Below are 23,504 nucleotides of genomic sequence, written 5' to 3'. Positions count from 1 at the left end.
CTCTTTGCGCTGGTGTTGCGGGCTAATTTATCACGGATGATGGCAGGCGCGATATTCTTCTACGTGCCATGTTTGTTTTTACTCTTTGGTTTGGATCTGGCGAGATGCCGAGCACGTGCTTCTTGTAAATCTCAGAAAAGCGTTGTTCTGGGCCATAGAATGCGCCTTGGACGTATTCTGCTCCTAATTTTCTCAGTTTCTCTTCGGTATTTGCATTTTTGATTTCTGAGAGGATGATCTCGATGTTTAATGCGTGTGCGAACTCAGTTGCGGCAGAGAGCAATCGTGCTGTTTTATCGTCTTCAAACAGTCGTTCTACAGAGCCTGCGTGTAGTTTGATGTAGGAGATCTTCAGTTTCTGGAAATGCTCAATCTTCAGTCCGCCGGAGTCAAAGTGGTTGATGCACAACTTGACGCCTGTGTTTGTTAGTTCATTCAGCTGGCCAATGAGGATATGAGCGTTGGCTCTCAAGAGAACGCGCGAGGGGATCTCCAATGTGAACTTGTCTGGCGATACATTGTTTTCCTGTAAAAGGTAGCTGAGATCATCGCAGAATCCTTCCTTTAACACAGAGGGAACGGGGACGCGGAATAGGAACTCCCAATGTTGCATAGGAGTGTTCTGACAGGTGCGCATGGTGTGAATGATGGCTGCAATTGTTGTCTCGCCAAGAACATTACTGAAGCTGGCGCTGTCAAAGATGTTTGAAAGGTCACATCCCCGAGCAATTTCTAAAATCTGAGATGGCCATTCTGGCCGGGCCTCCAACATTCGTATTTGGCTTGTTTGGCCGAACCTTATGGGCTGGAAGATTGTTCCGACCTGGTTTTGCAAGAGTGCCTGTTTTGCGGTTTGCTGTAGGGTGACCTGCCGTTCCAACCGGGTGCGCATGACCTGATTGAACAGGCTGGCACGATTTCGGCCCCTCTTTTTTGCATGATACAGAGCTGTGTCGGCACTATCCTGCAATTCCTTCACAGTGTTTGCGTGGCGTGGGAATACCGCAGCGCCAATGCTGACCTTGGGTCGTATTTCGCTGTGCTCATGATAGATCGGGTGACTGAGCGATATCGGTAACTCTTCAAGCAATACTCTGATCTGATGACATGTAGTGTCTTCTAAGAGCAATGCAAATTCATCGCCGCCCAATCTGAGAGCCGTGACGTTTTCACATTCCATCTGCTTCAAACGGTCGGAAATGGCCACCAAAGCTGCGTCGCCTGCAGCGTGCCCGTGAGCATCGTTGATGATTTTCAAATGATCCAGATCGACATAGAACAAGGCCACGCGCTGATCTGGGTTTGTCACGCTTTCAATGGCGTCGGAGATAAGTTGCTCAAAGCTCTCTCTGGTTCGCAGGCCAGTCAACGGGTCAATATTGCAGACTGTGAAGATTTCTCGCGGATTGGCTTGCTCTGGTGGCAGCAAGTATTTTGTTGCCTCCTTGTCATTGATTGAGAATGTGCTGCACAAATCGTTTGTTGAGAGGATGCGGAGCAGACCGGGAACCAGAATTCTTGCCAGGTTTCTGAAGCTTTTGAGCTTTTTGGTTAGGTCTGCATTTATGAGTTGATCTGAAGGCGTGGCTGGCTGGAAATGTGTTCTGGGTAAGTGGGCAGTGTTGTTTGTATCGGACTTGCAGAGAATACCCACGACGGCGATCACTCGCTCGTGGAGGGAGAGAGGCATGAGTGCGATGAACTGCGTTGCAAGATGCGGTGATCTGACAGTTGAGGGTGCGTCTTCGCCGTTAAACCTATGTGGGAAAATCTGCACATCATCTCCGCAGATTGGGAGTTCTGTAATCTTGGAGAGTAGATTGTTGAGCTGGTTCTTATAGGGGTGAATGCTATCTGAAACGAAAAGCTCTGAACCACTCTCTGTCTCTGATTGATTGACCATGATGAAGGTCGGGAGTTCGAACAGTTTCTCGTAGACGCGCAGGACAGACTGAGCGAATGGCAGCGGGGGCATCTCTACTGGATGCAGGTTTGTTTTATATGCCGGGTACTCGATATTGTATTTTGTGTTGCCTGCTTCAGACATCATTCCCACCACTATCAACCAATTATTTACCACGCCCTTATTGATAGGGATTATGTGCTTTTACGCAAAAGGAAAGCGGGGGTCTCTGTGAGATTTAAGGGGCAATCTTTATGTGAATACTATAAAAATACTAGGTAAATTTTAGAAAAATGGGGATAAGCACCTTCTATTTTTCTGATTTATATGAAAAGTGAAATTTCTTATTTGCGCATTACATATGCAGGGGAGTAATTATGATGCATAATCTCTTATAGTTCAAAGACAATACTATTTTATGGGTAAATTATCAGTGATTCCTTCGTGTTGTTTGCTAATGTTGGTGCACTACAGCTTTTACTTTATTAGGAAAGCTAAAACTTTTCATATAATTTTGATTGTGCTATGAGATGCCTATGAGTGACCGTACGAAAGATCGTTTGATGTACGCGCTGAAATCGCGCGGACCGAACACAGCTGCAACCATGGCCAAACATTTAGGCGTGACGGCTGTGGCAGTACGTCAACATCTTGATGCGTTGTTGGAAGCTGATCTTGTTGAGTTTGAAGACCTGAAAGGGACTGTGGGGCGTCCTCGCAGAACCTGGCGTCTTTCCGAGACAGGTAACAGAAAATTTCCAGATAATCATAGCGGTGTGCTGGTTGATCTGCTTGGCAACATCAAAGATCTTTACGGCGAAGAAGGACTCCAGCGCCTCATAGATGCGCGGGCTGATCAATCCCGGAAGTCCTATCTGACTGCGATGAAGTCTGCAAAGACCCTGTCTGACAAGCTGCATTGTCTTGCTGAACAGCGCAATGAAGAAGGGTACATGGCTGAGGTTCTGAAGGATGGCGAGGATGGCTATCTGTTTGCAGAGAACCATTGCTCTATTTGTGCTGCAGCCCGGTCCTGCCAACATTTTTGTCGATCAGAGCTTGATTTGTTTCAGGAGGTTTTGGGAGATGATGTGCGCGTCGAGCGTGTTGAGCATATCCTGAAAGGCGACCGGCGTTGTCTTTATAAGGTCTCACCCAACTAAGCTGCTCGCGACTTCACGTTCTTCCTAAACCAGAATTGACAGAAGCATCGCCAGTTCCACGCGACTGCTCACGTTGAGCTTTGCGTAGATGTTTTTACGGTGTGTGCGCAGCGTGTTCTTTGTAATATCCAGATCAGCAGCAATCTGAGGCTCTGTTTGTGTGCCAGACAGCTGTTCCAGGACAATCGCTTCCTTATCTGTCAGGCGAAAGAGGGCGGTTGCCTTCTGGATGTTGATTTGCTGCTGGATCTCCAGATCCGTGACGAACAGAAAAAACAGATCGTCGAACTCAGTATCGACCAGGCGTATGTCGATATGGATTGGACGCAGAAATGCCTCATCTCTTCTGAGGACAAGCTCTTGCTGTACATCCAGATCAATTGTTGCTGTGGCCAGACTTTGTGCGTTCTGGAACTCGCGCTGGTGGCTCGGGTCGGTGAACTCTAGCCGTCCGGTGCTGACCTTGATCTGAGGTGTTTGCTCAAACAAGCGCTTTGCAAACTCATTACATTGCAGGATGGTTCCATTACCTTGAATAATGGCCACGCCCTTTTGTAGCCGGTCAAGGCTGTCTGCAAGAAACTTGCAGAATGCTTGGTCTACAATATGGGCGGTCTCTTGGTTCAAGCTAGTGGATTCCTGTTATACACCGAGCAACTAAAAACGGCTGATGGCGTAATAGTGTGCATTTGAGTGGAAGGAAGTTCATCTTAAAAAGAGTCGTTCTTCTAATCCACATTCTATAGCTTAGTGAGAAATCGATAATACGTATGTAGTTGCACGGTATATTTTTCGGTTATTCACAGCAACGGGTTGAATTAATTCGTTTCATTAGTTGGTGACGTTACGCAAACACCTTGCAAGCGCCATGTAATCCTCGCTTTTAGGTGAGGTTTTTCGCCAAATTAAACCTATCCTACGAGAAGGTTGAGGCTCTGCAAACCGCAAAAGTGTTATGCGATCGTCTGCTATTTCTGTATCTGCGCAAATTTCAGGCAGGACAGTGACGCCATATCCGGCGGCGACCATGTGTAGGACAGTTGCTATACTTGTTGCGCCCACATTAGCTGATTGATTTTGACTAATTGCTCCACAAAAGCTCAGCGTTTGATCTCTGAGACAGTGCCCTTCTTCAAGCAGTAACAGATTTTCACCATGCAGATCATCCGGACCCATCCTCTTACGCTCATCTATTTTGCGTGAGCTGGACACAGCTAAAAGGAAATGATCTTCAAAGATAGGTACTTCTTCAAGCTCTGGCTCCTCGATTGGCAGGGCTGCGAGGACAACATCCAGTGTGCCGTGCTTTAGCTCGCTTACCAGAGATGCTGTCAAAGTCTCGCGAAGATTGAGCTGAAGATCAGGATATTGCTTGATAAGGGCGGGTAGCAGCTTGGGCAGAATGTATGGTGCAAGTGAAGGGATGACACCGAGGCGTATGATACCGCTTAGCGGTGATGCTGCGTGTTTGGCATAATCCTTAAGGTCCTGCATTTCTCGCAGGATCTGATTGGCTCTTCTGGCAATTTCTTCGCCCTCCGGCGTGATCCGGATTGAACGTGCGTTTCTCTCGACAAGGCAAAGGCCTAGCTCTTTCTCGAGATCCCGGATCTGCATGGAGAGTGCAGGCTGGGAAACACAGACTTCTTCTGCGGCATTACCAAAGTGGTGATGCTGTTGCACGGCGAGGAAATAGCGGAGTTGTTTGAACGTAAGCATAAGGATCAGGATATCTTATCAATATAAGAAATTGAATTCACATGTTCTGATCTAATTATTACTGGATTACTGACTTGAAATGATGAGGGGGTATTGCACTCCATAGTTGCTAGCATGGTGCGACTCAAAACGGCTGGTTTTACGAAATTGACCTTTTGGTAAGAAATGGGGTGAGTGACTGGCCTTAAACGTTGATGTTGTTACTCAAAATTTGGGGACGCTTTGATAAAAAGAACGCATGTCGCAAACAAGTCATTAACGAGTGCGGGTCTGCTCGCAACATAGATGAAGTTTGTGAAGTCTCCGTGATATTTTTGTAACTCGTTGTTGTCACTTACCTTTTTAATTAAATTTCTGAAATTTGTTCTAACGGGAGAAAACTTATTGGTTTTTCCGCTTTTTGAAGCATGCAATTCGCATGTTGTTTTTTCTAAATTAACTAAAAGTAGAATATATTGAGTTAGGTTTTGTTTAATCCTGTTCCATAGGTTTTTATCAGTTTGCGTATCCCATCGGTGTTTTAAATGTCATCTGACTTGGCTTCTCATATCGTTGATTTCAAATCTCTCGCGCTTGAGAACAATATTGAGCGGCGTTCGGAGCTTGCGCGTCATGTTGCGCTTTTGTTTGCGCGGACATGGGAACGGTGCTCTGACGATCAGATCGATATTTACGATGGTGTAATGCTGCGGCTCTCTGAAATGGTTGAGCGGCATGCGCTGAGTTATATGGCGGAACAGCTTTCTGAAGTGCGCCGTGCGCCTGAGCAGACTGTTCGCAAACTTGCCTTTGATGAAATCGAAATTGCAGAGCCACTTCTTCGGAACTCTAACGTTCTGCGCGAGAGTGATCTGGTGAGCATTGCGCGCAGCAAGAGCGATGACCATCGTCTGGCGATTGCGAAGCGGGATGTTATTTCTGAGAATATCAGTGATGTGCTGGTGAATCTTGGAAATACCGAGGTAAAACAGACTGTTGCTGCGAATGATGGTGCAGTGCTTGGTCAGCGCAGTGTGAACTCGCTGATGACTGACGCGAAGGGGGACGAAGTCCTTCAGCTGGCCCTTGGCCAACGCGCGGATCTGGCAGATGCTCATATTGAAGCGCTTATCAATTTCGCTAGTGAGCAGGTTCGCAAGCTTCTGATCAAAGAAGGCGCGACTGAAGCTGCTGGGAAACTGCCGAAAGCTGCTCGGATTGCAGCTGGCAAGCTTTCTAACGAATTCTGGCTGGGCCGGTATGATTTTGAGACTGGTCGCGGCCGCGTCATGGAGTTGGTCCGTGAAGGCAAACTGACTGAGAATGCTCTGCGTGCTTATGCTGAGGAAGACCGGTTTGCTGAAGCGGTCGCTGCGTTTGCGATGCTGGCTGGTATTGGTCATGCAGAAGCGCAGCATTGGACTGTGCGAAATGACACTGAGCCTTTCCTTGTGGTGTGTCGGGCTTCTGGTTTTGGGATGATGACTGTTCAGGCTCTTCTGAAGATTGGGCCATGGCGTTATCGTCTTTCAAACTCTCAGCGGCAGACTGCGTTAAAGAGTTATCAGGTGCTTGACCAACAAGAAGCCTATAAGCAGTTTATTACCTGGAAAGAGCAATGGATGGCCTGACCCATTCAAAAATTTCAGTGGTTTTGTGAGGGTCGCGTGTGCGGCCCTTTTCTTTGGTCAATTTAATCCAAAAGTCGAATGTTTCTGCCAAAGCAACTTTAGGTGCTGTTCGTGTTTACTCCTGCTGATTGGTTTGTGTAGCCAAAGCAGGATTGATGCAAATAAGAAAAAGCAAAAAAGTTTCTTCTGACAGTTCTAAGGCGGATCGCTTTCTCAATTTCCTTATCTCCTTTCTGACACTCGCTGTTTTGGTTGGTATGGGGCTTTTGCTGCACATCAGTTTCGTTGTTGCGCAAACGCCTGAAACGCAGGACCCAGTTGTTGCAGCTCCTATGGTTGATGCTCAGGAAATGGTGATGGAAAGCGATCCAATTCCTATGGAAGGGGCACCGCTTGTTTTTGGGCTATCTAATGGACTGGAGCTATTCTCTCTGGAGAACATTGATCGCTCCAGCCAGTCTCTGAATGCTGTTTTGAAGGATCTTGGGAACTTTCCCAGGCACGTCCATAATGCACTGGAGCGGGCGCGGACCGATACGAGTGTTTCGTGGGTGTGGCAGATATTTGCGCTGACGCTGTTGGCAGTCACGCTTGGTTTTGTGGTTGAGCTGTTTGCAGACAAGTTGTTTGCCAAGAGGCTTTTGCGATTTTATCGTGGGATGCCTGAGAGTAGGGCCGAGAAGATTGGATTTCTGTTCTCAAGATCACTTGTGCAGGTTGCTGCCGATTAGCATTGACAAATTGCTGGGTGCTTGTTGAGGAGATTGTCAAGGGCGAGGAGAAGGCCGGCCATTCGGGAGATCTTCAACCGCGAGGGCATCACTTTTGCCCATCGTGAGGTGAAGGTGAGGATTGATGAAGGGGCTGCTGGTGGGCAAACTTTCTCTGACTCACAGAAAAAGGCAGTGGGTGGTGCTGTTTTGCCTGTGGTTGAAGAGGACGATCAGAACGGCTCTCCAAAAACCTAACTGTTGTAATTCCACGCTTTTTTGCTCTGTTTGCCCCTCCGGAATGTCAGAGTTGATTTTTGATCAGCCAATTTTCAAGGAAAACTCAGAAAAACTATTCCTCTTTTGGTGCGAGAAGGGAATGTTCCTCCTTGTCATCGAGTTGTTATACGTATAAAGATATCTTTATATCATATTATTCGATCAGTTGGTGGCGGTAGTAGGCTTGATAACGACAGTGAACAATGAACCGGAAGGCAAAATCCCTGTAGAGGACCTGGTGGGCTGCTTGCGTGCCTGTGGAGAGACGACGCGTATTCGTCTGCTTGCTTTGCTTGTGCTTGGTGAGCTGACCGTGAAGGATCTTACAGTCATTCTTGGGCAGAGCCAGCCTCGGATTTCGCGGCATCTCAAGCTTCTTTGTGAGGCAGGGGTGATCAAGCGGTATCCGGAAGGAGCCTGGGTTTATTATCGTCTTGGTGAAGGTGGTCCGGCAGAGCTGGCGCGGCGCATTGTTGCGCAGAGCGAGCAGGATGATCCGGTACTTGCTGCCGACCATGAGCGATTGGTTTCGTTGCGCCGTGCAAAGGCTGAGGAAGCGGCGGCTTTCTTTGCAGCACGTGCCAACAACTGGGACAAGGAGCGTAGTCTTCATGTGCCGGAAGTTGCCGTTGAAGCTGCGATGCGTGCACTCGTGGGGTCCAAGTCCTTTGATACCCTCCTGGACTTAGGGACTGGAACTGGCCGTTTGCTGGAGTTGTTCAGTGAACAGTACGAGCGTGGCATTGGCATTGATGCCAGCCAGAACATGCTTTCTGTTGCGCGGGCTAATCTGGACCGTGCTGGCTTGCAGAAAGCGCAGGTGCGTCAGGGCGACATTTACGCGTTGCCGGTTGCACCAGACACAGCTGATCTGACTGTGGTTCATCAGGTTCTTCATTATCTGGAAGAGCCTGGGCGAGCGATTTTGGAAGCTGCCCGTGCTTTGCGGCCAGGTGGGCGTCTGTTGCTTGTAGATTTTGCTCCTCACGAATTGGAGTTTTTGCGGGAGAAGCATGCGCATCGTCGTCTTGGCTTTTCTCAGGGACAAGTGGGCAATTGGCTTTCCGAGGCTGATCTGGAGCTTGTTTCAACGAATGATCTTACCCCGGGCGCGGGGGAGAAAGACAAATTAACCGTTACCCTTTGGCTCGCTCAGGATCGTCGGGTTGTGACCGACCTGCCTGTAGCGGATCAGACCAAGGAGCTTGCTTAGTTATGAGCGAACATAGTATCGATCGCCGTTTTAGGCTCAATGGAGCCTCTGACATCTCCGTTTCTTTCGAGTTTTTTCCTCCTAAGAGCGAGAAGATGGAGCAACAGCTTTGGTCATCAATCAAACGGCTTGAGCCATTGGCCCCGAACTTTGTCTCTGTCACTTATGGCGCTGGCGGGTCGACCCGTGAGCGTACTCACTCTACGGTTTCCCGTATTGTGAATGAGACTGCTTTGAAGCCTGCTGCACATCTGACTTGTGTGGATGCCACCAAGGAAGAAGTGAATGAAGTCATTCGCGCTTACTGGGATGCTGGTGTTCGCCACATTGTGGCGCTGCGTGGTGACCCGGCTGCTGGACTTGGTGAGCAGTATCATCCGCATGAAGGTGGATATCAGTCTACCGCTGATCTGGTAGCTTCCATTCGTTCCATCGGTGATTTTGAGGTTTCTGTTTCTGCCTATCCTGAGAAACACCCGGAATCTCCAAGTTGGGAAACCGAACTGGATGTTTTGAAGGCGAAAGTGGATGCGGGCGCGACCCGTGCGATCACGCAGTTCTTCTTCGATAATGATCATTACTTCCGCTATGTGGACCGTGTTCGGGCCGCTGGCATCACTATCCCGATTATTCCGGGTATCGTGCCAGTGACCAGCTTCAAGGGCATTTCCGGCTTTGCGAAGAAGACCGGAGCATCTGTTCCCGGTTGGCTGGCGCACCGGTTTGATGGTCTTGATGACGACCCACGCACCCGTGAACTTGTTGCGGCGGCTGTTGCTGCTGAGCAGGTGATGAGCCTGGCGGATGATGGTGTCGAGGACTTCCATTTTTACACAATGAACAAAGCAGATCTCGTTTACGCGATCTGCCACATGCTTGGTCTTCGCGCAAAACAGGATGTGAAAGCATCTGTCGCTGCCTGAACCCAATCCACGCACATATAAAGATATTTGTCGGATTACGACCCCATTCGTGACCCGCAAAAGTAAAGTACTAGAAAAGATCGGATCCCATGAGTTTGCAGGTGAAAAAGACCGGTTCGGACATTTTTGCAGCCCTAGAAGCAGCCGCCAAGGAGCGTATCCTTGTTCTGGATGGCGCCATGGGAACTATGATCCAGAATCTGCAGTTCAGTGAAGCGCAGTTCCGAGGTGAGCGCTTCAAGAGCTGGAACCAGGATCTGAAAGGGAACAATGATCTTCTGATCCTGACCCAGCCAGATGCCATTCGTGATATCCACCTGCAGTATCTGAAAGCGGGTGCAGATATCATCGAGACCAACACGTTCTCCTCCACTTCTATCGCGCAGGCTGACTACGCGATGGAGAGCATTGTTTATGAGCTGAACAAGGAAGGTGCCCGCCTTTGCTGTGAAGCTGTTGAGCAGATGAAGGAGATTGATCCATCCCGCCGCCGGTTTGTGGCCGGTGGACTTGGGCCAACAAACCGGACGGCCTCGATTTCTCCAGACGTGAACAATCCGGGCTTCCGTGCAGTTTCCTTTGACGATCTGAAGGATTCTTATGCTGAAGCGACCCGTGGTCTGGTTGATGGTGGCTGTGATCTCATTCTTGTTGAGACCATCTTTGATACCTTGAATGCAAAAGCGGCTTTGTTCGCGATTGATCAGGTGTTTGAGGAAAAAGGCATCAAGCTGCCGGTCATGATCTCCGGCACGATTACAGATTTGTCTGGTCGTACTCTTTCAGGTCAAACACCGGAAGCGTTCTGGAACTCTGTCAGTCATGCGGAGCCGTTTACGGTTGGCCTGAACTGTGCGCTGGGTGCAAAGGAAATGCGTGCGCACGTGGATGAGATTTCCCGTGTTGCGGATACTCTTGTTTGTGCTTATCCGAATGCGGGTCTGCCGAATGAGTTTGGTGAATACGATGAGAGCCCGGAATACATGGCTGGCCTCATGAAAGAGTTTGCCGAGTCTGGGCTGGTCAACGTGGTTGGCGGGTGTTGTGGTACGACGCCGGATCACATCAAGGCCCTTGCGGATGCGATGGAAGGCTTGAAGCCGCGTACTTTGCCAGAAGTGCCACGCCTGATGCGTCTGTCTGGTCTGGAGCCGTTCACCTTCACCAAGGAAGTGAACTTCGTTAACGTGGGTGAGCGTACCAACGTGACGGGCTCTGCACGGTTCCGCAAACTGATCAAGAACGATGATTATAATGCAGCGCTTGATGTTGCCCGCTCTCAGGTTGAGAATGGTGCGCAGATCATCGACATCAATATGGATGAGGGGCTTCTTGATAGTGAAGAAGCCATGGTTACCTTCCTCAATCTGATTGCGGCTGAACCGGACATTGCAAAAGTTCCAGTGATGATCGACAGCTCCAAGTGGACTGTCATTGAAGCTGGCCTGAAGTGTGTGCAGGGTAAGGCTGTGGTGAACTCGATTTCCTTGAAAGAAGGGGAAGAGAACTTCATCGCGCAGGCTAAGTTGATCCGCCGTTATGGTGCTGCTGTTGTTGTGATGGCGTTTGATGAAACGGGTCAGGCTGACACGTTTGAACGCAAGATCAACATCTGCAAACGCTCCTATGATGTGCTGGTTGATAAGGTTGGTTTCCCGCCTCAGGATATCATTTTTGATCCGAATATCTTTGCGGTTGCGACTGGTATTGAAGAGCACGACAACTATGGTCTGGACTTCATTGAAGCGACCAAGTGGATCTCTGAGAACCTGCCACACGCTCATATTTCTGGTGGTGTTTCCAACCTGTCGTTCTCCTTCCGCGGGAATGAGCCGGTTCGTGAAGCGATGCACTCTGTGTTTCTGTACCACGCCATTCAGGTTGGTATGGATATGGGCATTGTGAATGCTGGTCAGCTGGCTGTTTATGATGACCTTCCTGCTGAGTTGCGTGAGCTGTGTGAAGATGTGGTCATGAACCGCCGTTCAGATTCCACGGATCGTCTGCTTGAAGCTGCTGAGAAGTTTAAAGGTCCGGGTGGAAAGAAACGTGAGGTTGATCTGCGCTGGCGTGAGGCAACTGTTGCAAAGCGTCTTGAGCACTCGCTGGTTCACGGTATCACGGACTTTATCGTGGAAGACACGGAAGAAGCTCGCCAGAACTTTGATCGTCCGCTGCATGTGATTGAAGGTCCATTGATGGACGGCATGAACGTGGTTGGTGATCTGTTTGGCGCTGGTAAAATGTTCCTGCCACAGGTGGTGAAATCCGCCCGCGTGATGAAAGCAGCTGTTTCCTATCTGATGCCATTCCTGGAAGAGGAAAAGCGTCGCAGTGGCTTGGATGAGAGCTCATCCAACGGCAAGATCCTGATGGCGACTGTTAAAGGGGATGTGCACGACATTGGCAAGAACATCGTTGGCGTTGTTCTGCAGTGTAACAACTTTGAGGTTATCGACCTTGGGGTGATGGTGCCAACAGCCAAGATCATTGATGAAGCGCGCAAGCACGATGTTGATATCATTGGTTTGTCCGGCCTGATCACACCGTCGCTTGATGAGATGTGTCATGTGGCTTCTGAGATGGAGCGTGAGGGGCTGGATATTCCGCTGCTGATTGGCGGTGCGACGACCTCTCGTGTTCATACAGCGGTGAAGATCCATCCGAACTACTCCAAGGGTCAGGCGATCTACGTCACTGATGCTGGGCGTGCGGTGGGTGTTGCGTCCCGTCTGGTGAGTGAAGGTGGTCGTGAGGCACTCTATGATGCAACTCGCGCGGAATATGTGGATGTTGCTGAAAAGCATGCGCGGTCGCGGAACAAGAAGGTTCGGGCATCTATCGAGAAGGCTCGTGCAAACCGCTTCAAGCCGAACTTTGATGGGTATGCTCCAACCAAGCCTAAGTTTATCGGCACCAAGACATTTACCAATGTCTCCTTGAAGGAATTGGTGAGGTACATTGACTGGACACCTTTCTTCTCCACCTGGGAGATTAAGGGAGCCTATCCTGCAGTGCTGACAGATGACCGTTATGGTCCGGCAGCTCAGGCGCTTTATAATGATGCGCAGGAGATGCTGAAGGAGATCGTGGACGGCAATCTGTTGCAAGCGAATGCTGTGGTTGGGTTCTGGCCGTGTGCGCAGGATGGTGATGATCTTGTGCTTTACACCGACGAGAGCCGTACAACTGAGCTGAACCGTCTCTATACCCTTCGTCAGCAGATGGACCGGAGTTCCTCTGATCGTGGGAACGTGGCTCTTGCGGACTTTGTTGCACCGATTGACAGCGGCATCCCGGACTATGTTGGCGGGTTTGCTGTGACTGCGGGTATCGGTGAGGATGAAATTGCTAAGCGCTACGGCGAAGCTGGTGATGACTACAACAAGATCCTCAGTCAGGCGATTGCTGACCGTTTGGCAGAAGCACTTGCAGAGCGGATGCACGAACTGGTTCGTACTGAGCTATGGGCCTATGCGCCGAATGAAGGCTTGTCTAATGTTGATCTGATTGCAGAGGACTACGATGGTATTCGTCCTGCACCAGGTTACCCAGCGCAGCCAGATCATACTGAGAAGGGTACTCTTTGGGAGCTGCTTGATGCGGAAGCGCAGACAGGTATCTCATTGACTGAGAGCTACGCGATGTGGCCGGGGTCTGCTGTGTCTGGTCTCTACTTCTCCCACCCGGACAGCCACTACTTCGGCATTGGCAAGATTGAGCGGGATCAGGTGGAAGATTATGCAAAGCGTAAGGGTTGGGAACTGGCAAAGGCAGAGCGCTGGCTGGCTCCGATCCTGAACTACAACCCGATGGCTCGCGAAGCTGCGGAGTAATTCTCTGAGACACTGAAATTTAAAAGGGCTGCGGATGTTTTCGCAGCCCTTTTTCTTTGTCGGATTGTCGCTGAGACGTGCAAAGACTGTTTCCAAATAGTGATCTAATCATTCGCTGTGGTTCCATTATGTATGTTCAGGAGAAGACAATAGCTCCTGTTTGGGGCATAGGAGACGACCGATGAAAAAGACAATTTTGAAAATCCATAGCTCAGCGGCAACTGCAACATCCGTAACCCGCCAGCTTTCTGATGAACTTGCTTCCAAGATCTTCAATGACGGTGACACCGTTATCGAGCGTGATCTGAACTCCCCGATTTCGTTTATCAACGAAGCATGGATTGGTGCTGCTTACACCCCTGACGAGCAGCGCAGTGAAGAGCAGAAAGAAGATCTTGCGCTTTCTGATGCACTCATTGCGGAGCTGAAAGCGGCAGATGTGCTGGTTATTGGTGCGCCGATCTACAACTTCTCTGTGCCTGCTGTTTTGAAGGCATGGGTTGACCAGATTGCACGTGTGGGTGTGACCTTCAATTACACCGAATACGGCCCACAGGGCTTGCTGACGGGCAAGAAGGCGTACATCGTTGCGGCAGCCGGCGGCGTGCCTGTTGGCTCCCCAGCAGACTTTGCAGTGCCTTACCTCAAGCAGGTGCTTGGCTTTATTGGTGTGAGCTATGTGGAAGTTGTTGCAGCGGAAGGTGTTGCTGTTGACCGTGATGCAGCAATTGCACAAGCACAGAACACAATGGTTGGCCTGACATCTGTGGCAGCGTAACTGATACGCAAAAGCAATTAATCAACTGGAGCCCACCTTGGTAACAAGGTGGGTTTCTTTGTGCATCTGGTAAGTCTTGCCTTCGATTTTTGTTTTGTGAAGGACTTGGTCAGTGTGGGGGAGGGGGACTATAGCAAGCCGATAACGACAGCACCAACAAATGCAAATGCAAGTGTGATTGCGACGGCGTTAAAGCTTCGTGTGACAGTCATGGATTTATCTCCCGTTACTCACTAGCTGTTTAAAGCTTATGTGACGGAAGCCACGTTAGGAAGCAAAAAAATGTCATTTTTCATGGCACTGCTAGAAAAGCACCTAGGATCACTGAAAATTTCTGTAGCGAATAATATGTGTAAAGCCGGAGGATACTTTCTGGTTGTTTTGTGAAAGACCAAGGGAATTCTTGCGTTTCCTCTGTCAAATCAATATGCAGGTTTTCTGCAGCTTCGCGAATACTCGTCGGGCTATACTTATGCTTTTCCTGGGGTGAATTGGGCGTGGATAGTTTAAAACATTCATGACAATTCAGGCGGGAAAACGGAAATATTCAGCATTGAATCAGGAACAGCGCCGGGCAAACGCCTGTTCAAATCGGGGATTTCGAGGTGGGTTACAAGACAGGTGGGAACGCTGCCGGAAGACTTTTGTCTGCCGTTTTGGTTATCGGTATGTGCATCGGCGCTGCACACGTTAGTGCTGCTCCGATGCCCAAAGCTCGTCCTTATGTTGGCAATGTAACCTTATTGCCTCCGATGCCTCTTCCTCAGAGCAAGGTGAGTGTTCAGCCTTCGCGTGTTCCTGCGGGCAAGCCGCTTTCTCTCGTTCCTGTGCCACTTGAAAACCAGCGCGTTTTTCCTCCTGCAAGCGATGCGAGGATGTGTGTGCTCCGTGGTTGGAGTGTTGAGATCTCAAACGCTGTTGACGGGCCGGGTGGATGTGGGATTGATCAGCCTGTTTCTTTGCGGTCTGTGGTTGGTGGTGGCCAAGAGATTGGCCTGACGATGCCAGTGCAGATTGAGTGCGAGCTGGCACAAAAGCTGGATGGCTGGTTGCAGGATGTGGCAGTGCCTGCTGCACGGCGGGAACTTGGTGTATCCATCACGCGCATTCGCACGGCTGCAGGGTATGCTTGTCGTGGCCGGAATAACAAACGCGGCGCGAAGCTCTCAGAGCATGGCAAGGGCAACGCCATCGATATTGCAGGTTTCTATTTGTCTGATGGACGGGAAGTGACTGTTGAAGAGGGCTGGGACGGATCTTCAGCTGAAGTGCGTTTCCTGAGCAGCTTACATAAAGGAGCCTGTGAGCGGTTCACGACCGTACTTGGCCCAGAGGCCGACAAGTATCACCGAGACCACTTACACTTCGATCAAGGCTGTCACGGCAAGGGCTGCAAATATCGCGTCTGCAAATAAAGGCGCGGGCTCGCAATCCTTTTTCAGAAGTTTGATGCGGGAACGCCCACCTGATTGAGACGGGGCTTTATCTCTTTCAAGCGGGCGTGTTCTGTGATGACAGGGCTTACTGGCAGAAACGGTTTTTGCCAGAGTACGTGCGATAGGTGCCGGTGTTCGGGTTAAAGCTTCTGTACTTGTTGGTGCAGTAGGCAAACCAAGCCGGAGACCAAGGGGCTGGGGCTACAGCCTGAGCGTGATAAACCGGTGCTGGCTGATGCACCACTGGCGGACGGTAGGCTGGTGGGCGATACGTTGGCGCTGGTGGACGGTAGGCCGGGCGTGGTGGTGCAACGTACTGAGGTTGCGGTGTCACTGCATTGCCGATGATGAGACCTGCCGCCAGACCGATAACGCCGATTGCAGCTGCTTCACCTGCATTGATGCCGTGCTTCTTATGCTTTCTCTTCTTACGCTTATGGTAATAGTTGTTCTCAACGTAAGTGTTGTTTTCAATATAAGTATTGTTTCTAGGGCCTGCCTGGGCTGCAGAAACGACTGGCAACATCATTGCCCCTGCAAGCGCTACTGAAATTACTGCTGATGCTTTAGCCATTTTCGTCTCCGTAAACGGTATTTCGTGTTTGTTGAGACTAATTAACCAGAAGTGGCCTGAACCTTCTTTGAGAGCGCCATTCATCTTCTGTTCATGTAGATGAATGGGCCAGAAAATCTATATATATATCAACTCATTAGGTGTTTGAAAAAATGTTTAAGACGCTGATTTCTTACCGAATTTTAAGTTGAGTACGTTATTCATCTTACTTAAATCAGTATGTTGTCCTCTCCAGATTATGGAGGCCACTTTTCGGGAATACGCTTAAGTGGAGATAGACAAGACCCAAGAATCTGAGCAGGGTCAGATCGGGAAAAATGAGGTTGGTATGGAAAAGAAGATAGATCCAATTCGTGAAACCACCGATGAAGCACGCGCTCTTGCCAAGAAGCTGATCAGGTCTGTCAGATTTGCTTCTCTTGCTGTTCTGGAGCCAGAGACCGGCTACCCTATTGTCAGCCGTGTTGGTGTCAGCTCGGATGTTGTTGGTGCGCCGTTTATGCTTGCTTCCAGCCTTTCCAACCATTCTCAATGCCTTGAGCAAGATCAGCGGGTGTCTTTGCTGATTGGCGAGCCGGGTAAAGGGGACCCACTGGCTCATCCGCGGCTGACCGTTATCGGGCGCTTTGAGCGACTGAGCAAAGGGGATCCGCTGTGCACTGAGCTGCGCAACCGCTATTTGATGCGGCATCCCAAGGCTAAGCTCTATGTCGATTTTGCTGATTTCGACTGGTATCGCCTGCATGTTGAGCGAGTGAACATGAACGGCGGCTTTGGTAAAGCGTTCCTTCTGGATACCGAGGATGTGCTGTCTTCTGATGAGGGGCGCGAGCAGCTCGCGGCTACCGCTCATGATCTTGTTATCCGCATGAATGAGCGCCGTGCTGATGATATTGGGGCGTTTGCCTCGAAAACCTTCAAGGTTGGCGCCTCAAAATGGGGGCTGGTGAGCGTTGATGGTGAGGGGGCTGATTTCTTTGATGGAGAGGCTGTTTACCGTCATTCCTGGGATCAGGAAGTGTCGGTTACGGAGCTAGAAAAGCTGCTGATGCAAACTCTTGGTTGTTCTGTGTAAAACCATGACGTAGGGTTTTGCTCATGTTGTTGTTCTAGTATGGCAACTATGCATGCGTGAAGCAAAACAGGATTGGTGCGGAAATGAACAAAGAGAATTTGGATAGCGCGGCAGGGGCAGAGGTCTACTCCGACAAAACTCTGCGTATTTATGACCTGCTGGTTCTGCGGTTCTCCAACACGTTTCTGTGGCGCTGTTCCGCTTCAAAAGCGCTGAGCTTCTTCAATCGCAATGTCAGTGCCAATCACCTCGATGTGGGTGTTGGCAGTGGCTACTTTCTGGAGCATGGGCGCTTTCCGGATAAGACGCGTCTGGTGCTGATGGACCTCAACCAAACCTGTCTGGACTATGCCAAGGCGCGCTCTGTGGTGGCGAATGTCAGCGTGACACAGACTGATGTGCTGGAGCCGATTGAATGGACCGACGCCAAGTTTGACAGCATCAATTTGGGCTACTTGCTGCACTGCTTGCCGGGAACCATGAAGCAGAAGTATATGGTGTTTGAGAACCTCAGACCGCTGCTGAATGACGGTGGGATCTTGTTTGGCTCAACCATTTTGGGCGAAGGCCAGAAACCAAACTGGGCAGCGCGCAAGCTGATGGGCTTTTACAACAGCAAGGGCATCTTTTCGAACGCTGAAGACAACCTTGATGACCTGCGCTCCAATCTAGAGACGTATTTCAGGGATGTGACGATTGAAGTGGTTGGCGAAGTTGCGCTGTTTAAAGGGCGTGTGTAGTCGCTTCTTGCGGGAAGAGTACAAGGTCATCCTCGGGTGACCATGACTTCCATTTCATACCGAACACGGTTTTAAAATCCGGCTGGTCGATCCGTTCGAGCAGCCATTTTTTTATGCTTGCAGGGGCTTTTCTCTCAAAGCGATCTTTATCTGCATTGGCGAACTGGCGCACGAATGGGAAGAGTGCCTGATCTGCGAGAGCCGGGCGGTCTCCGAACAGATACGTTGAGCTTTCAAGGCGTTTAGAGAGCTTGGAGAGTTCGTGAATGGCAAGGGTGTAGTGCTCGTCTGGATCGGCGCCTTCGTAGCGTGTGGAGTACTTGTATTTGTCCAGATTGCGTTTGAAGTCGCCGTCCATCTCTTCAATCAGTTGCAGCATTTCTTCCAGCGTGCCCGTCTCTGGTGAGAGCCAGCTTTGAGGGTCATTTTGCTGCAAAGCCCAGAGCATGATCTCAAGGCTTTCTTCAATAACGGTTCCATCCGTCAGTTGCAGGACAGGAACCGTTCCTTTTGGTGAGATTTCCAGCATGTGGGCTGGTTTGTTGCGCAGCACGATCTCGCGGAGGGCAACGGTTGTCTGGCTTGTGACCAATCCCAGTCTGGCGCGCATTGCGTAGGGACACCGACGAAATGAATACAGGATCGGGAGGGAGGTCTGCTCAGCCATGCTTTCTGTTGTCTGCCTTTGATTGATCGTTTTCAGCAGCTGGTATTTCTAATGAATCCACTGGAGCAATACCAGCAGATTTGCGTTCATAGGCCTGAATTGCCTTCTCTTCTTTCAAAAAAGCTTCGATATGTGGCTGTAATGGGAGCTTTGTCGCGAGTGTTTCGGTCTCTTCCAGCACCGCTGTGGTTGGGACAAAAGCCTTCTGCGCGCGGTCATACATGCTGACGCGCACCAGACCGGTTGCGGCAACGATGCCTTTCTTCGGGCCTTTGGTGAAGATGAAGCGTTGTTCCATCACACAGGCCTCATCTGTCCAGTACACAATCTCGCTTTCCAGCTTGAACGGCTCGCCAAACGGGAGCTCGCGCCGAAAGCGGACAGTGGCATGGTTGGCCAGTGGTGTCCATTTATTGCGGAAAATCGCTTTGCCGAGCTTGGTGCGGCCCATGTGATCTACACGGCCAAAATCCATCATGGCCAGATAACGGCTGTTGGTGAGGTGGATGTTCATGTCAATGTCAGAGGGGAGAACGCGCAATCGGACAACAGACTTGCTGAACATGTCTGCTAGTTTTTCCTGAAAAGGGAACTTAATGAAATAAAGTATAAGTCTAAACCAGAGTTGCATTTCTTCTCCACGTGATAGCTCACGGGCTTTCACAAAAATCTAATGGATTTTCCAATAGGGAATTAGCTTTCCTAATAGGTCAGGTGTGTTGTGCCAGATGTTTAAAGGTATTTCTAGTTATCTCTTTGTGTGGGAGATTGCGTATAGCTCAACGGAACTTGCTGCTGTTGCGGGCGCTTTTTTCTTTGCAGCTTTCGTTAAAGGGGCGACAGGCCTCGGGTTTTCAACGACTTGTCTGCCGTTTCTGGTTTACGCGGTGGGGTTGAAAAGAGGAATTCCGCTCATCTTACTGCCCAGTATTACCAGCAATTTTCTGGTGATGGTCGATGCCGGGTCTTTCAGGGAGATGGTGGTTCGCTTTCGCTGGATGTTGCTTGCAACTGTGCCGGGGATTCTGTTGGGCCTCTGGTTCTTGGATGTGGCGCCAGCTGAGGAAGCTGTTGTTGTGCTGGGCTTTGTGCTTATCAGCTATGCCCTGTTTGCTTTTTTCACACCGCACCTGAAACTCTCCCATGAGATGGAGCGCTTCCTTGGGCCTGTCAGCGGTTTTATTACGGGTGTGGTCAATGGCATTACCGGTTCGCAGATCATGCCTGTGATGCCCTATCTGTTGTCGCTTAATCTGAACAGTGAGCGTTTTGTGCAGGCGATCAATTGCTCCTTTACTTTGTCCTCCTTTGTGATGGTGGGTGGTCTTTACTATCTCGGACTGCTTGACCTGAGTGCGCTTGGTGTTTCTGCGCTTGGGCTGGCGTTTGTGTATCTGGGCACCAAGCTGGGCTCGGCGGTGCGTCAGCTGATGTCGCCCTCGGTCTTCAGGGCGTCTATTTTGCTGCTGTTGTTCGGGCTTGGGTTGAGTTTGTTGGTCAAAGGATTTTAGTGGCTCCGCTCTAGGCTAACTGGTGGTTGATGGATCCCTTCAGTTTGGAGATGGGGATGTTAGAGATTGTTGCAAGTTCGCACCTAGGCTCTGCTTCATGATGGACATGGATGCAGACATGGCAATGGCGGCGGAGTATCTCGGCTATACGGCCTTTGAGATTGTCATCATCATGTTTACGTTCTTCTTTGCTGCTTTTGTGAAAGGCCTTGCTGGGCTTGGGTTTACAACAATCTGCCTTGCTGTTCTCGCTTACACGGTGGGTTTGAAGAAGGGCATTCCGCTTATTGTGGTTCCGGGGCTCATCAGTGATCTCATTCTGGTTTATGAGGCCGGGTATTTTCGGGAGTCGTTTTCTCGCTTCTGGCGGATTTATCTTTATTCGGTGCCGGGTGTTGTCATTGGGCTCTGGTTTTTGGGGTGGGCCTCCACGCATTGGCTGACGATCCTGCTGGGGTTCGTCATCATGGCGTTTGTGGGATATGCGCTGCTCTCCAAGAACCTGAAGTTGAGAATGCATTGGGAGAAGATGGGATGTTCGCTTTCCGGGTTTTCAACCGGGTTGCTGACAGGGATGACGGGCTCACAGTTGATGCCGATTACGCCGTTTCTGGTATCTCTGGATCTCCCGCGTAGCCATTTCATCCAAACGATCAATAGCTTCTTCACGGTTGTGACAGCCACGATGATCCTGGGTCTGACCTATATGGGCTTGCTGCATCTGGGTGCTTTTGCCATCTCCATCACCGGGCTGGTGTTTGTCTATATCGGCACCAAAAGCGGCAATTATATCGGTCGACATTTCAGTCCGGCACTGTTCCGCTATTGCGTGTTGGTGATGATGTTTTTCTCCGGTCTGGGGCTCATCATCAAAGAGCTTTGGCTGAATGTAATGTGATGTGCACCATGCTTGTAAACTGCTCAAGGGATCCCCAATTGCATAGCAGTCTTAACCGCGAGCGCGACCTGTGCTTATGGAAAGTTTTCTGACATGGTGATCCTTCAGTTGATTGGAGGGCTTGTGCTGCTGCTTGTTGGCGGCGAAGCCCTTGTGCGCGGCAGTGTGGCTGTTGCGACGCGTTTGGGTGTTTCAAAGCTGTTTATTGGCCTGACGCTTGTTGGTTTTGGTACGTCCATGCCGGAGCTTGTGGCCAGTTTGCAGGGGGCACTTGCCGGTTACCCCGGTGTTGCTGTCGGCAATATTGTGGGCAGCAACATTGCCAATGTGCTGCTGATATTGGGTGTCACGGCATTGATCCTGCCGATTGCTGTGAACCGGGAAGCGTTCCAACGTGATGGTGTTGTGCTTGTTGTGTCCAGCTTGATTTTGCTGGGCGTTATCCTGACGGGTTATTTGTCCCGATCGGCTGGTTTCATTCTGATTGCTCTGCTGCTGTCCTACACACTCTTCAGCTACTGGTCGGAACGCAAAGCAGGAAAAGCAGCAGCTCAGATTTATGAGGCTGAAGCCGATGAGGTGAGCTATCCGAACCTTACCATATGGTGGGGCCTTGCTATCTTTATTGTGGGTGTGGTTGGCATCGTCATTGGGGCGAGTTTGCTTGTGTCCTCAAGTATCGTGATTGCCAAGCATTTTGGGGTTTCTGACGCGGTGATTGGTTTGACGCTGGTTGCGATTGGCACCTCTTTGCCAGAGCTTGCCACCTCGGCCATTGCTGCGGTACGGGGCCATGCTGAGGTTGCGTTTGGCAATATTGTTGGCAGTAACATCTTCAACATATTCGGCATTGGCGGCGTAACAGCTCTTGTTGTGCCAATCCCGGTTCCCTCTGAGATCGCGCAGGTGGATATCTGGGTGATGGTGGGCACGGTTGTGCTGATGGCCATTGCCTGCATTACCGGCTGGCGGGTGAGCCGCCGGGAAGGTCTGTTTTTCCTATGCTGTTACGTGGCCTACATGGTCTTTCAACTTACGCCCGGTTTGCGTGCTGCAGTTGGTATTGTTTGATGGTGCCTGGGGTTTCTCTCGTCATCCACACCCTTGTCAAACCTGCCGATTTGACAACCATAGGTTTTCACTCCTCACTCAACCTTGAGGCCTAGAACCCTCTCAACGCGGTACCCGCTCCCGTTAACTAGCGGATTTTTTGTGTCTTTTTTCTGAAGGCGCAAGCTTTTGCTATGAGCGGGAGGGCGGTGAATACAACACCTCCTTCGGGAGGGAATAAACTCGCCTGTCGTTGTCAGGTTTCTAGCCTCCCGCTCGCCAGCGGGCACTAGAAAGCCCTATCTGTCGTGCGGTCCTTCAACAGCCAACAACGAGGCTTTGAAAATGAACGACCTTGCATGTGCCTGTGGCACCACAAATACTTTCCAAAATGAAATAGACGAAGTCACCATCGCTGTTTCAGACCTGCAGAATCTCAGCTATATCCAGCACTTATTGCTGACTGAGAGACTACAGCACAGCAGCGAGCGTGATGCTTTGTTCACTTTGCATCATGCCTTCCGCGACCGACTGGAAGCACTCCAAAAACGCTGCGGAACTTTATCTAATGCGTATTCCTATCCGAAAACCGCTAGTACTTTTCGGGAATACGCAGGAGAGCGGGTCGCTCATCCGCAACCGATAAACACCAAAAATCCGCTTCCTGATTAAGCCTGTTATGGGCTCCATAAAGCAAGGGAACCTACCTTCGTGGAGCATGTACTGGCGCACTGTGTAAGAGCATTTGGCAGCAATGCCATCCGCTCCGGTGCCGGAAGCGAGACGCGTCTACACCCCGCATCCTCGCGGGCGGCACCCTGCTGGCCTGCGGAGCCACCACCCTCCGCAGGCCAGCGTTTTTGCGTGCGTATATGGATGCGTTGGTGGGTGTGGCTCTGGATCCCGCATCAAGTGCGGGAAGATGGCGAGGGGGAATGCTCCTCTGCCAATCTGTTCCCCCCCCACACACTGTCATCATGTGCGGAGCGTAGCGGAGACCCGGGACCTTTAACCACCTCACGAGGAGCACTACATTCGCGGTATGCAGCAATCATTGTATGGGTCACGGCTTGGGGTCCGAGATTGTTAGTGATGAGGTGTGTTAGGATGGAGTTGGTCTCCCGAACTGCACTTCCGGGAGACCAGTGGCAGGCGACCGAGCCGGGATCGGGCTTTCACCCATCGACATCAAGGTTCTCTGCCGCTTCCTTTTCCCGTTTGGGGAGTTGATTGGGCCACTGCTTGCGATGCCACTGCCGTCATGCCGGACGAGCGAAGCGGTGATCCGGTACCCAGTGCTATACGTGCTGGCGTTGGCAGGTGAGGCGGGCTGTCTCAAAAAACTTATGCCCCTTCTGAATTCCTCCCATACTGTGAACCTATGCCTACGTAGCGGGCTGCTGGCGGAGCGACCGTCAG

21 protein-coding genes are annotated in these 23,504 nt (G+C 50.5%); 15 read left to right on the top strand and 6 right to left on the bottom strand.

The genetic code is table 11. The annotated features are described in order from the left end of the window. Positions 1–22: 22 nt before the first annotated feature. Complete coding sequence (locus PsWM33_RS25475) at positions 23–2,047, bottom strand: diguanylate cyclase domain-containing protein (protein ID WP_208994751.1); 2,025 nt, start codon at positions 2,045–2,047, stop codon at positions 23–25. Positions 2,048–2,439: 392 nt separating this feature from the next. On the opposite strand from PsWM33_RS25475, the gene PsWM33_RS25470 reads away from it, so the two are divergent. Further along, a complete protein-coding gene (locus PsWM33_RS25470) occupies positions 2,440–3,066 on the top strand; it encodes a helix-turn-helix transcriptional regulator (RefSeq protein ID WP_063302089.1) in 627 nt (208 codons plus the stop codon). Between the two features lie 24 nt (positions 3,067–3,090). Here the strand turns inward: PsWM33_RS25470 and PsWM33_RS25465 are convergent, their stop codons facing one another. Both PsWM33_RS25465 and PsWM33_RS25460 read right to left on the bottom strand, forming a co-directional pair. Continuing rightward, the gene (locus PsWM33_RS25465) at positions 3,091–3,693 is read right to left on the bottom strand and encodes a helix-turn-helix transcriptional regulator (protein WP_063293929.1); all 603 of its coding nucleotides are present in this window, start codon (positions 3,691–3,693) and stop codon (positions 3,091–3,093) included. A gap of 204 nt (positions 3,694–3,897) precedes the next feature. Then, complete coding sequence (locus PsWM33_RS25460; protein WP_063298225.1) at positions 3,898–4,785, bottom strand: LysR substrate-binding domain-containing protein; 888 nt, start codon at positions 4,783–4,785, stop codon at positions 3,898–3,900. Between the two features lie 524 nt (positions 4,786–5,309). Here PsWM33_RS25460 and PsWM33_RS25455 point away from each other — a divergent pair. The 8 genes from PsWM33_RS25455 to PsWM33_RS25425 all read left to right on the top strand — a co-directional run bounded on the left by PsWM33_RS25455 (position 5,310) and on the right by PsWM33_RS25425 (position 15,549). Further along, complete coding sequence (locus tag PsWM33_RS25455; RefSeq protein WP_063302088.1) at positions 5,310–6,395, top strand: DUF2336 domain-containing protein; 1,086 nt, start codon at positions 5,310–5,312, stop codon at positions 6,393–6,395. A 155-nt stretch (positions 6,396–6,550) separates the two neighbouring features. After that, positions 6,551–7,126 (top strand): hypothetical protein, encoded by a 576-nt coding sequence (locus PsWM33_RS25450; protein ID WP_063302087.1) that lies wholly within the window; start codon positions 6,551–6,553, stop codon positions 7,124–7,126. A 114-nt stretch (positions 7,127–7,240) separates the two neighbouring features. Beyond that, on the top strand, positions 7,241–7,363 hold the full coding sequence (locus PsWM33_RS28735) for a hypothetical protein (RefSeq protein WP_275078581.1): 123 nt from the start codon (positions 7,241–7,243) through the stop codon (positions 7,361–7,363). 217 nt (positions 7,364–7,580) lie between these two features. After that, positions 7,581–8,597: an ArsR/SmtB family transcription factor gene (locus PsWM33_RS25445; protein WP_208994750.1), complete on the top strand. Its 1,017-nt coding sequence runs from the start codon at positions 7,581–7,583 to the stop codon at positions 8,595–8,597. Between the two features lie 2 nt (positions 8,598–8,599). Next, the gene (gene metF, locus PsWM33_RS25440) at positions 8,600–9,520 is read left to right on the top strand and encodes a methylenetetrahydrofolate reductase [NAD(P)H] (RefSeq protein ID WP_063289971.1); all 921 of its coding nucleotides are present in this window, start codon (positions 8,600–8,602) and stop codon (positions 9,518–9,520) included. A gap of 89 nt (positions 9,521–9,609) precedes the next feature. Beyond that, positions 9,610–13,356, top strand: coding sequence for a methionine synthase (metH, locus tag PsWM33_RS25435; protein WP_063302086.1), 3,747 nt, complete (start codon positions 9,610–9,612; stop codon positions 13,354–13,356). Positions 13,357–13,537: 181 nt separating this feature from the next. After that, positions 13,538–14,134, top strand: coding sequence for an FMN-dependent NADH-azoreductase (locus PsWM33_RS25430; protein WP_063302085.1), 597 nt, complete (start codon positions 13,538–13,540; stop codon positions 14,132–14,134). Between the two features lie 605 nt (positions 14,135–14,739). Then, complete coding sequence (locus tag PsWM33_RS25425) at positions 14,740–15,549, top strand: extensin-like domain-containing protein (protein ID WP_063302084.1); 810 nt, start codon at positions 14,740–14,742, stop codon at positions 15,547–15,549. A 106-nt stretch (positions 15,550–15,655) separates the two neighbouring features. On the opposite strand, the gene PsWM33_RS25420 is transcribed toward PsWM33_RS25425, so the two are convergent. Then, positions 15,656–16,144 (bottom strand): BA14K family protein, encoded by a 489-nt coding sequence (locus tag PsWM33_RS25420; RefSeq protein ID WP_063302142.1) that lies wholly within the window; start codon positions 16,142–16,144, stop codon positions 15,656–15,658. A gap of 328 nt (positions 16,145–16,472) precedes the next feature. Here PsWM33_RS25420 and PsWM33_RS25415 point away from each other — a divergent pair, with 328 nt between their 5' ends. Further along, positions 16,473–17,219, top strand: a complete 747-nt coding sequence (locus PsWM33_RS25415) for a HugZ family pyridoxamine 5'-phosphate oxidase (protein WP_063302141.1) — start codon at positions 16,473–16,475, stop codon at positions 17,217–17,219. An 83-nt stretch (positions 17,220–17,302) separates the two neighbouring features. Then, positions 17,303–17,959 (top strand): class I SAM-dependent methyltransferase, encoded by a 657-nt coding sequence (locus PsWM33_RS25410; RefSeq protein WP_063302083.1) that lies wholly within the window; start codon positions 17,303–17,305, stop codon positions 17,957–17,959. On the opposite strand, the gene PsWM33_RS25405 is transcribed toward PsWM33_RS25410, so the two are convergent. Beyond that, positions 17,943–18,626: a glutathione S-transferase gene (locus PsWM33_RS25405; RefSeq protein WP_082827155.1), complete on the bottom strand. Its 684-nt coding sequence runs from the start codon at positions 18,624–18,626 to the stop codon at positions 17,943–17,945. The genes PsWM33_RS25410 and PsWM33_RS25405 overlap by 17 nt on opposite strands. Next, positions 18,619–19,191, bottom strand: a complete 573-nt coding sequence (locus PsWM33_RS25400) for a thioesterase family protein (protein WP_063302082.1) — start codon at positions 19,189–19,191, stop codon at positions 18,619–18,621. The genes PsWM33_RS25405 and PsWM33_RS25400 overlap by 8 nt, the downstream gene beginning before the upstream one ends. 163 nt (positions 19,192–19,354) lie before the next feature. On the opposite strand from PsWM33_RS25400, the gene PsWM33_RS25395 reads away from it, so the two are divergent. The 4 genes from PsWM33_RS25395 to PsWM33_RS25380 all read left to right on the top strand — a co-directional run bounded on the left by PsWM33_RS25395 (position 19,355) and on the right by PsWM33_RS25380 (position 22,757). After that, the gene (locus PsWM33_RS25395) at positions 19,355–20,137 is read left to right on the top strand and encodes a sulfite exporter TauE/SafE family protein (protein ID WP_063298215.1); all 783 of its coding nucleotides are present in this window, start codon (positions 19,355–19,357) and stop codon (positions 20,135–20,137) included. Between the two features lie 97 nt (positions 20,138–20,234). Further along, entirely contained in the window at positions 20,235–21,035 is an 801-nt protein-coding gene (locus PsWM33_RS25390) for a sulfite exporter TauE/SafE family protein (RefSeq protein WP_063302081.1), read from the top strand. 93 nt (positions 21,036–21,128) lie between these two features. Continuing rightward, on the top strand, positions 21,129–22,106 hold the full coding sequence (locus PsWM33_RS25385; protein WP_063302080.1) for a calcium/sodium antiporter: 978 nt from the start codon (positions 21,129–21,131) through the stop codon (positions 22,104–22,106). 324 nt (positions 22,107–22,430) lie between these two features. Beyond that, complete coding sequence (locus tag PsWM33_RS25380; protein ID WP_063298212.1) at positions 22,431–22,757, top strand: hypothetical protein; 327 nt, start codon at positions 22,431–22,433, stop codon at positions 22,755–22,757. Positions 22,758–23,504 lie beyond the last annotated feature (747 nt).

Origin of the sequence: Pseudovibrio sp. WM33, from assembly GCF_001623165.1 — a bacterium.
Lineage (GTDB): Bacteria > Pseudomonadota > Alphaproteobacteria > Rhizobiales > Stappiaceae > Pseudovibrio.
The sequence above is the reverse complement of the archived record's forward strand: the minus strand, read 5'-3'. Positions and strand labels throughout refer to the sequence as shown.